The following is a 9,953-nucleotide window of genomic DNA, read 5'->3' as shown; positions in this document are numbered from 1 at the left end:
TGAGTTGACGCCCCAGACGGTGCCGTCGGCTCCTGCGCCGATGTCGGTGAGTGCTCCGGGGATCTGTACCCAGGGGCTGGCGTCGTTGTTGGTGTAGCGGTAGATGTTGCCGGCCGAGTTGACCCCCCAGACGTTGGTCCTCGACCCCACCGTGATGCGTACGAGTGCGCCGCTGATCTGCTTCCAGTGGCCGGTGTCCTGGTCGCCGGTGTAGCGGTAGATGTTGCCGGCTGAGTTGACGCCCCAGACGGTGCCGTCGGCTCCTGCGCCGATGTCGGTGAGTGCTCCGGGGATCTGTACCCAGGGGCTCGCGTCGTTGTTGGTGTAGCGGTAGATGTTGCCGGCCGAGTTGACCCCCCACACGTTGGTCCTCGACCCCGCCGCGATGCGTACGAGTGCGCCGCTGATCTGCTTCCAGTCGGCCATGATGCCGACTCCTCTCCGCTCGGAAGTGGTGCGCGAGGACCCTCCCCAGGCGGGGCAACTCGCGCACCGGCGAGCAGGGAGGACGACCGGATCTTTTGTCTGGAAACATTGAGTTTGCGTGGTACGCCAGGGGTGCGGGGCGGATGGCCGGTGATCCGTAGATCGTCAATGCGGCGCGAATTGTGATCACCCGTGTGGGGTGGGGGTGGTCGGCGTGTTGACGGGGGTGCGGCCTGGCTTCGGGTGAATTTTTCTGGGCACCCAACCGGTATGGCCAGCCCCAGTCCGTCCGGGGCGCAGGCGCGGTCGCTGCCCTCGGCACCGGAGAGTGTTTCGCTGGCCCGGCGGTTCGTGCGGTCGGTGCTGGACGGTGTCGGGCCGGATGTGGTGGACACCGCCGAGCTGCTGGTCGGCGAGCTGGTGACCAACGCGGTGATCCACGCGCGCACCGAGCTGGAGGTGCGGGCCTGGGACATCGATGGCCGGGTCCATGTGACGGTCAGCGATCACCGGCCGGACCGCGGGGTGGTTCCGCATGACCGCCATCCCTACGCCTGCACCGGGAGGGGCCTGGCCCTGGTGGAGGAGCTGGCCACCAGCCATGGCGTCCACAGCGGCGAGGGCCGCAAGACCGTCTGGTTCGAACTGTGGCCCGAGGCGCCGGCGCCGCCGACGTCCGCGTGGGAGACCGTGGCGCCGTCCGGCCGGACTGTCACCGTGACGCTGAAGGACATGCCGTACGCCCTGTACTGGGCCGCGCAGCAGCAGTGGGAGGGGCTGCTGCGCGAGCTGCTCCTCGCCGCGTCGGCCGCCGGCCGGACCGAGGTGCGCCGGCAGGACCTTGTCGTCGCCCAGGACACGAGCAACGTGATCTGCGCGTGCATGACGACCGCGGTGGAGCAGGAGACCCCCGACAGCTCGACGCTCTCGCTGCTCGTGGCGTTCCCGGCGGATGCCGCCGCGGCCGTGCTGACCTTGCGTCGCGTGCTCGACGAGGGCGACGCCGCGGCGCAGCGGGGAAGCCTGCTCGCCCTCCCGGCGCTGCCGCAGATCCGGGCCTTCCGTGACTGGCTGCTCGACCAGATCGCCGGCCAGCTGTCCGGGCGGCAGGCCATGGCGTGGACGCGGATCCCCGGCACACCGGGCGGCACGCCCCTGGCGCTGGCGCCCTGGGACGCCGGCGAGGTGGAAGCCAGCAGTGTGCCGACCATCGCGGCCGACGACGGCAACCGGATCGTCGCGGTGAACAGCTCCGCGGCGAGCCTGCTGGGCTGGCAGGCGCAAGACCTCGTAGGGCAGCGGCTGACCGTCCTGATGCCCGAGCACCTGCGCAAACGCCATGTGGCGGCCTTCACCTCGCTGCTGCTCACGGGCGAGGCCCGCATCCTGGGCCGGTCCATACCGGTTCCCGCGCTCCACCGGGACGGCCGGGTGATCCCCATCCGCCTCCACGTCCAGACGCAGGAGGCGGTCGACGGCAGTACGGTGTTCGTCGCCCAGCTCACCACCAGGACGGCTCCCCCCGCCGCGCCGGACTCCCCGCAGGACGGCTTCTACACGACCCGCCCGGTGCCGGGTCCGGTGCGTCTGCCGACCACGACGAAGAAGGTCAGGAGCGTGAGCGCCGAGGGGGCGGGGCCGGCGTGGCTGTCCCTGTTCGCCGACATCAGCAGGGCGTTGACCGGCACCGTCGATCCGGACGAGAGACTGCGGCGGGTGTGCCATGTGCTGACCAGGCAACTGGCCGACTGGTGTGTGGCCGATCTGCTCGACGAGTACGGGCAGGTGGAGCGGGTCTGCGTCATGCACCGCGATCCCCGGACGCTGATCTCCGAGGGGCAGCTCGGCAGGCTGCCCCCGGTCTCGGAGACCACGCAGGGAACCCTGCCCCGGGTGCTGCGCGGCGCGGGCCCGCTGCTGATCACCGACATCCGTCCGCCCGGCCATGCGCTCAGTCCGCTGGACGCCCGGCAACTGGAGCTGGTGGAGCAGTTCGGGGGCAGCAGTGCCGTCGTCGCTCCGCTGCGGGGCCACCGGGAGGTCTTCGGTGCCCTGACCATGGTCCGTGTCCAGGGCGAGGACCCGTTCACCAAGGAAGACGTCCTTCTGATCGCGGAACTGGTCCGCAGCATCGCTCTCGGGCTGGACAACGCCCGTCTGCACCGGCGCGCCCAGTACACCGCCGAACACCTTCAGCGTGCCCTGCTGCCCGAACTGCCCGAGGTCGAGCACATGGAGCTGGTCGCCCGCTACGTCCCCTCCAGCACCACGGCCGAGATCGGCGGGGACTGGTACGACGCCTTCGCTCTGCCCGGCGGGGAGACCGCGCTGGTCATCGGCGATGTGTCGGGGCATGACCTCCAGGCCGCCGTCTCCATGAGCACACTGCGCAACACGCTGCGCGGTATCGCCGTCGACCGCCCGGCGCCCCCCGGTGACGTCCTGCGCCGCCTGGACCTCGCGAGCCGGACGCTGTATCCACAGTCCACCGCGACCATCGTGTACGGCCTGATCACGAACGACGCCGGCGGCTCAGGGGAACTGCACCACTCGTCCGCCGGTCACCTGCCGCCCCTGCTGACCACCCACGAGGGCGACACCCGCTACCTGGACGCGGGCAGGGGCCTGCTGATCGGCATGGATCCCGACTTCCCCCGGCCCTCCGCCCATGACCGGCTGCCACCCCGTTCCACCCTGCTGCTGTTCACCGACGGCCTCATCGAACGCCGCGGAGAGTCCCTCGACGACGCCATGGCGCGCCTGCGCGGGTACACGGCCGCCCAGGCGCGGGTCCCCCTCGACGTCTTCTGCGACGAACTGATCATCAAGTTCGGCTCCGACGCCGACGACGACATCGCCCTGCTGGCCCTCCGTCCCGTCCCGCCCTGCGGACCGGGGCCATGACGCGGCCGGATCCGATGCGCGGGGCATGGCCGGATCCGAACGGGCGGTCCGTGCGTCTACCCCTGTATGGACCTGCAGAAGCCGCCGCCTCCGCCTCCGCCGCGACAGCCCGAGGGATGCCTCGTCGTCGCCGTCCGCCTGCCCGTGCGGATCGTCGTCCTGGTGCTGGTCGTGCCGGTGCGGATGGTGTGGGACGTGCTCGTCGCCGCCGGGCGGCTCCTGCGGGACACGGTGCTCAGGCCCTTCGGGCGGGCCCTGCTGTGGGTCGGCAAGGCCCTGTTCGTGTGGCCGTTCGTGGCCCTGTGGCGGTACGTCGCGGTCCCCGTCGGCATGGCCCTCGCCTGGCTCGGCAACGTCCTCCTCGTCGTACCGGCGGTGTGGTTCTACCGGTACGTCCTCACGCCCCTCGGGCACGGCGTCGCCTGGCTGGCGCGCGGAGTGGGCGCCGGGCTCGCGTGGGTCTACGCGCGCGTGCTGTGCCCCATCGGCTACGCGCTGACCTGGCTGCTGAAGGGCATCGGCGCGGTGCTGGCCGCCATCGGGATCGGCGTGTACACGGCCGTCGCCTGGCTGGTGCGGTACCTGTTCGTCGTACCCGCGCGGTGGCTGTACACCTGGGTCCTCGCCCCCGTCGGGCGGGCCGTCGCCTGGTGCGCGCGGGGCCTCGGGCATCTGCTCGGACTGCTCGTCACCGGTGTCGGCGTGGCCCTGTACTGGACCGCCCGCGTCCTGTTCGTCCTGCCCGCGCTCGCGCTGTGGCGCTGGGTACTGGCGCCCGTCGGCCGCTTCCTCGCGGTCGTCGCACGCGAGGTGGGGGATGCCCTCGGGCACACCTGGCGGGTCGCCGGGCGGATCTCCCGGGCCGTCGGGCGGGCGCTCGGCACCCTCTTCCGGTGGATCTTCGTGGAGCCGGTGCGCTGGGTGTACCGGACCGTCCTCACCCCCGTCGGGCACGCCGTCCGGGACGCCGTCCTGCGGCCCGTCGCCGCGGGCATGCGCGCGGTCGGGCGGGTCACCCGCGAGGCGCTGGCCTCGGCCCGCGACACCATGCGGCAGGCCCGCGCGGACTTCCGCCGGATGGTCTTCGGCGAGCCCCGGCAGCCGGCCGCGGTGGACCGGCGGGAACCCGTGGCTCACGACACACGTACTCTTGGTAGGAGTACGACCGCACTCACGAAGGACTAGGACACTGGGCAAGCGACAGCCCGAAGGCCCGCCGCCCGCACCCGCGGTGCAGCGCATTCGACTGCGTTACACCAAGCGCGGCCGCCTGAGGTTCACCAGCCACCGAGACTTCCAGCGCGCCTTCGAGCGTGCGCTGCGCCGCGCCGAGGTGCCCATGGCGTACTCGGCGGGGTTCACGCCGCATCCGAAGGTGTCGTACGCCAATGCCGCACCCACCGGCACGGGCAGTGAGGCGGAGTACCTGGAGATCGCGCTCACCGCATCGCGCGACCCGGAGACCCTGCGCGTCCTCCTCGACGAGTCGCTGCCCCCCGGGCTCGACGTCGTCGACGCGGTCGAGGCACGGACCTCGGGCCTCGCCGACCGGCTGACGGCCTCCGTCTGGGAGCTGCGGCTGGACGGTGTCGACCCGGCAGACGCAGAGCGCGCTGTCGCGGCCTTCACCGAGGCCGGCACCGTCGAGGTGCAGCGGATGACCAAGAACGGCGTCCGAACTTTCGACGCCCGCCCGGCCGTGGTGAGCCTGGAAACGCAGAGTGCACCGGCTGATAGGCCGACCGACCGGCCCTGTGCGATACTGCGGCTGGTTGTTCGGCACGTGACGCCTGCCGTACGACCCGACGACGTCCTGTCCGGTCTCCGCGCCGTGGCCGACCTGGCGCCGCCGGTCCCCGCAGCGGTGACCAGGCTGGCGCAGGGGCTGCTCGATGAAGAGACCGGCACGGTGACCGACCCGCTCGCGCCCGACCGCGAGGCAGCCGAGGCCCTGACGGCCGCACCGGCTGCCGCCGCGACGGCGCCGACGCCGGAAGGTCCCGCGTAGGGACGGACGTCGTAGCGCCGCCCTCGTACTCGGGAGCCACCTGGGTCGGGCAGCGCACCGACCAGAAGACTTTCGCCAGGCCGTACCGACAAGGCGTACGGAACCGGCGAGACAGGACACAGAGTGCTCCCGTGCGGCGCCCGCGCCCCGGACGGCGGCCATCGCGCATCGCGCGGGCCGCGGACGTCAACGGCGGACGGTTCTTCGAGACCGTTGCCGGACCAGGCGCGGCGCCCGGGAGCCTGACGGGAGAAACGCCCGCATGCTCGAACCGACCGAACCCAACGAGGGTTCCGAACTGAACACTCCCAGCGACACCCTGCCGCCGCGCAGGCGTCGCCGTGCCGCCTCCCGCCCGGCGGGCCCGCCCGCCGCGGGCGCGGAGGCTCCCACCGAGGTGACCGTGCCGGCCATACCGGCCGCGGAGACCGACGAGGTCACCGAGGTGATCGAGGGCGCCGAGGCCGCTGAGGCTGCCGAGGTTCCTGAGACCCAGGGGGCCGAAGAGGTCCAGGTGACCGAAGAGACCGAAGAGGCTGCTGCCGTCGCGTCGGCGCCCGCCGAGGAGGCCGCGCCCGCGCGTCCGCGTCGCCGTGCCACCCGCCGGGCGTCCGCGCCCGCCGGTGCGCCCGCGTCCGGCGAGGCCGCCGAGACCGTCGTACCGGCCGCGTCCGCCGCCGCCGAGCCGGCGCCCGCCGCTGTCGCCGAGGCCGCGGAGACGCCTGCCGCCGAGGAGGCCGCGCCCGCGCGTCCGCGTCGCCGTGCCACGCGCCGGGCGTCCGCGCCCGCCGGCACCCCCGCGACCGGGGAGACCGCCGAGGTGAAGGCCGGGACGGAGGCTCCGGTGGAGGCTGCTCCGACTGTGGAGGAGGCGCCCGTAGCCGAGGAGGAGGCTGCTCCGCGTCGTACGCGTCGGCGTGCCACGCGCCGGGTGTCCGCGCCCGCCGGTGCGCCCGTGAGCGAGGAAGCCGCCGAGGCTCCGGCCGCCGCTGTGGAGGCTGCTCCTGCTGAGGCGCCCGCTGCCGAGGAGGCGCCTGTTGCTGAAGAGGCGCCCGTAGCCGAGGAGGAGGCTGCTCCGCGTCGTACGCGTCGGCGTGCCACGCGTCGGGTGTCCGCGCCCGCCGGTGCGCCGGTGAGCGACGAAGCCGCCGGGACGGAGGCTCCGGTGGAGGCTGCCCCGGCTGCCGAGGAGGCGCCCGTCGCCGAGGAGGCCGCGCCGCGTCGGGCCCGCCGTCGGGTCGTACGCGCCGCGTCCGGGTTCTCCGAGCCCGCGCGTCCCGCCGCCGAGGCCGAGGGCTCGCGCCGGCCCGCCCGCCCCGCCGTCGCCGTCTTCCAGGCGCCGGTGTTCGCCGAGCCCCAGTTCCAGACCCCGGAGCGGGCCGCCGCCGAAGCCGCCGCCGAGGCCGCCGAGGTGGAGGAGACCGAGGAGGAGTACGCGGAGGAGCGCGTCGAGACCGGTGCCCGCCGGCGCCGGCGCCGCCGCGGTGCCGCCGCCGAGGAGACCCGTCCGGTCGAGGCCGCCGCCGAGGAGGAGGCCGAGGAGGCCCTGGAGTCCGCCGAGGACCTCGCCGAGGGCGAGGAGGGCGACGAGACCGAGGGCGCCGAGGGCTTCGAGGAGTCCGGCTCGCGCCGCCGTCGCCGCCGTGGCGGACGCCGCCGCCGGCGCGGTGACGCCGCCGAGGGCGAGGGCGCGGACGTCGAGGCCGAAGAGCTGGCCGCCGAGCAGGCCGCGCAGGACGCCGAGGACACCGCCGAGCAGGAGGAAGAGGACGCCGAGGAGGCTCGTGGCGACGAGTCCGGCGGATCCAGCGCCAGCAGCAGGCGCCGCCGTCGCCGCCGTCGCCGGGCCGGTGACACCGGCGTCGACGCCGAGCCGTCCGCCGACGACCCGGAGCGCACGGTCGTCAAGGTCCGCGAGCCGCGCAAGCCCAGCGAGCCGTCCGACGAGGTGCAGTCCATCAAGGGCTCGACCCGTCTGGAGGCCAAGAAGCAGCGTCGCCGGGAAGGCCGTGAGCAGGGGCGCCGGCGCGTCCCGATCATCACCGAGGCCGAGTTCCTGGCCCGCCGCGAGGCCGTCGAGCGCGTGATGGTCGTCCGCCAGCACGGCGACCGTACGCAGATCGGCGTCCTGGAGGACGGCGTGCTCGTCGAGCACTACGTCAACAAGGAGCAGTCGACCTCGTACGTCGGCAACGTCTACCTGGGCAAGGTCCAGAACGTGCTGCCGTCGATGGAGGCCGCCTTCATCGACATCGGCAAGGGCCGCAACGCCGTCCTGTACGCCGGCGAGGTCAACTTCGAGGCCCTCGGCATGGCCAACGGGCCGCGCCGCATCGAGTCCGCCCTGAAGTCCGGGCAGTCCGTCCTCGTGCAGGTCACGAAGGACCCCATCGGGCACAAGGGCGCGCGTCTGACCAGCCAGGTCTCCCTCCCGGGCCGCTACCTCGTGTACGTCCCCGAGGGCTCGATGACCGGCATCAGCCGCAAGCTGCCCGACACCGAGCGGGCCCGGCTGAAGACCATCCTCAAGAAGATCGTCCCCGAGGACGCGGGCGTCATCGTGCGCACCGCCGCCGAGGGCGCGAGCGAGGACGAGCTGCGCCGGGACGTCGAGCGGCTGCAGGCGCAGTGGGAGGACATCCAGAAGAAGGCCAAGAGCGGCAACGCTCCTACGCTGCTGTACGGCGAGCCGGACATGACCGTCCGGGTCGTCCGCGACATCTTCAACGAGGACTTCACCAAGGTCGTCGTCAGCGGCGGCGACGCCTGGTCGACCATCCACGGGTACGTCTCGCACGTCGCCCCGGACCTCGCCGACCGGCTGTCGAAGTGGACGTCCGAGGTCGACGTCTTCGCCACGTACCGGATCGACGAGCAGCTCGCCAAGGCGCTGGACCGCAAGGTCTGGCTGCCCAGCGGCGGTTCGCTGGTGATCGACCGGACCGAGGCGATGGTCGTCGTCGACGTCAACACCGGCAAGTTCACCGGGCAGGGCGGCAACCTCGAGGAGACCGTCACCAGGAACAACCTGGAGGCGGCCGAGGAGATCGTGCGCCAGCTGCGGCTGCGCGACCTCGGCGGCATCATCGTCATCGACTTCATCGACATGGTCCTGGAGTCGAACCGCGACCTGGTGCTGCGGCGCCTGCTGGAGTGCCTGGGCCGGGACCGTACGAAGCACCAGGTCGCCGAGGTGACCTCGCTGGGCCTGGTCCAGATGACCCGCAAGCGGGTCGGGCAGGGCCTGCTGGAGTCCTTCTCCGAGACCTGCGTCCACTGCAACGGCCGCGGTGTCATCGTCCACCTGGACCAGGCCACCGTGAACGGTGGCGGCGGCAAGCGCAAGAAGCGCGGCCGGGGCGGCGAGGCGCAGGAACCCGTGCACGAGCATGTGCACGAGACCGCCGCCGTGGCCGTGGAGACCGGCGAGGCCGTCGAGCCGCAGGTGGAGACCGCCGTGGAGGTGGCCGCCGAGGTCGCCGAGCCGGTGGCCCTGCCCGCGCCGGAGTTCGCGCCGGACGAGGAGCTGTACAGCAGCGTCGCCGAGGCCGAGGCGGCGGCCACCCGTGGCCGTACGCGCCGTCGGGCGAGCCGCCGGGCGTCCGCTCCGGCGGGCGCGCCGAAGGCGGAGAAGGCCGAGCGGCCCTCTCGTGCCGAGAGGGCGGAGGCCAGGGCCAGGGCTGAGGCCGCCGAGGCGGAGAAGGCCGCGGAAGCCGAGAAGCTCGCCGAGGCCGAGAAGGCCGCGGAGGCTGTGCCGGCCGAGGCTCCCACCGCCCAGGACGTCACCGCCGAGGAGGCGGCGGCGCGCCCGGTGCACCCGGAGCCGGCCGCGGAGGCGCTGGCCGAGCCGGTGGCCGTCGAGGACCAGGTGGTTCCGGCGCCGCAGGCCGAGGCCCCGGCCGCCGAGGAGGCCGCGCCCAAGGGCCGTACGCGCCGCCGGGCGACCCGGAAGGTGTCGGCCCCGGCCGGCTCTCCCGCGGGCGCCGAGGCGGCCGTGGTGACGGTGCCGGAGGCCGCGCCCGCGGCCGAGGCGCCGGCGGAGCAGCCCGCTCCCGTCGCCGAGGCCCCGGCCGAGCAGCCTGCGGAGGCCGAGAGCGCCGCGGCGCCGGCCCGCCCGCGCCGCCGTGCGGTGCGCAAGGCCACCGCGCCGACCGCGTCCGAGGAGGCGGCCGTCGTGGTCGTCCCGTCGGCCGCGGCCGAGGAGGCCCCTGAGGCCGCTGTGGCGGAGGCTTCGGTGACCGCCGAGGAGACGGAGGCCGAGGAGGTCGCGCCGGCCAAGAAGACCGCCCGCAAGACGGCGGCCAAGAAGGCCACGGCGAAGAAGACGGCCGCGAAGAAGACCGCGGCCAAGAAGACGACGGCCAAGAAGACGGCCGCCAAGAAGACGACGGCCAAGAAGGCGGCGAAGACCGCCAAGACGGCCGCCGCGAAGTCCACGGCGAAGAAGACCACCACGGTGTCCACCGCGGTCTCCACCGCCGACGACGAGGGCTGACGCCCGCGGTGTGCGGCCGGCCCGGCTCGGCGGGCAGCGGGGTCTCGCGCAGCCCGTGCACGCCCCACCGGGTGCCGAGCCCGGCGACCCAGTCACCGGTCAACTGCCCCTTGGCGACCA

At 73.6% G+C, this 9,953-nt stretch carries 5 protein-coding genes; 4 read left to right on the top strand and 1 reads right to left on the bottom strand.

Going from position 1 to position 9,953, the window contains the following annotated elements:
• On the bottom strand, positions 1–426 hold a 426-nt coding region (locus tag ABZ937_RS38355), incomplete at its 3' end, for a tectonin domain-containing protein (RefSeq protein WP_361699227.1).
• Positions 427–696: 270 nt separating this feature from the next.
• Here ABZ937_RS38355 and ABZ937_RS38350 point away from each other — a divergent pair.
• The 4 genes from ABZ937_RS38350 (at position 697) to ABZ937_RS38335 (ending at position 9,833) form a co-directional block, all read left to right on the top strand.
• A complete protein-coding gene (locus ABZ937_RS38350) occupies positions 697–3,330 on the top strand; it encodes a SpoIIE family protein phosphatase (RefSeq protein ID WP_361699225.1) in 2,634 nt (877 codons plus the stop codon).
• Positions 3,331–3,396: 66 nt separating this feature from the next.
• Positions 3,397–4,515 (top strand): hypothetical protein, encoded by a 1,119-nt coding sequence (locus tag ABZ937_RS38345; RefSeq protein ID WP_361699223.1) that lies wholly within the window; start codon positions 3,397–3,399, stop codon positions 4,513–4,515.
• Between the two features lie 46 nt (positions 4,516–4,561).
• The gene (locus ABZ937_RS38340; RefSeq protein WP_361699221.1) at positions 4,562–5,338 is read left to right on the top strand and encodes a TIGR03936 family radical SAM-associated protein; all 777 of its coding nucleotides are present in this window, start codon (positions 4,562–4,564) and stop codon (positions 5,336–5,338) included.
• 262 nt (positions 5,339–5,600) lie between these two features.
• Positions 5,601–9,833 (top strand): Rne/Rng family ribonuclease, encoded by a 4,233-nt coding sequence (locus ABZ937_RS38335; RefSeq protein ID WP_361699219.1) that lies wholly within the window; start codon positions 5,601–5,603, stop codon positions 9,831–9,833.
• Positions 9,834–9,953 lie beyond the last annotated feature (120 nt).

Source organism: Streptomyces sp. NPDC046727, from assembly GCF_040645635.1.
Classification (GTDB): Bacteria; Actinomycetota; Actinomycetes; order Streptomycetales; family Streptomycetaceae; genus Streptomyces.
Note: the sequence above shows the minus strand (reverse complement) of the source record. Positions and strands in the feature narration are given on the sequence as shown.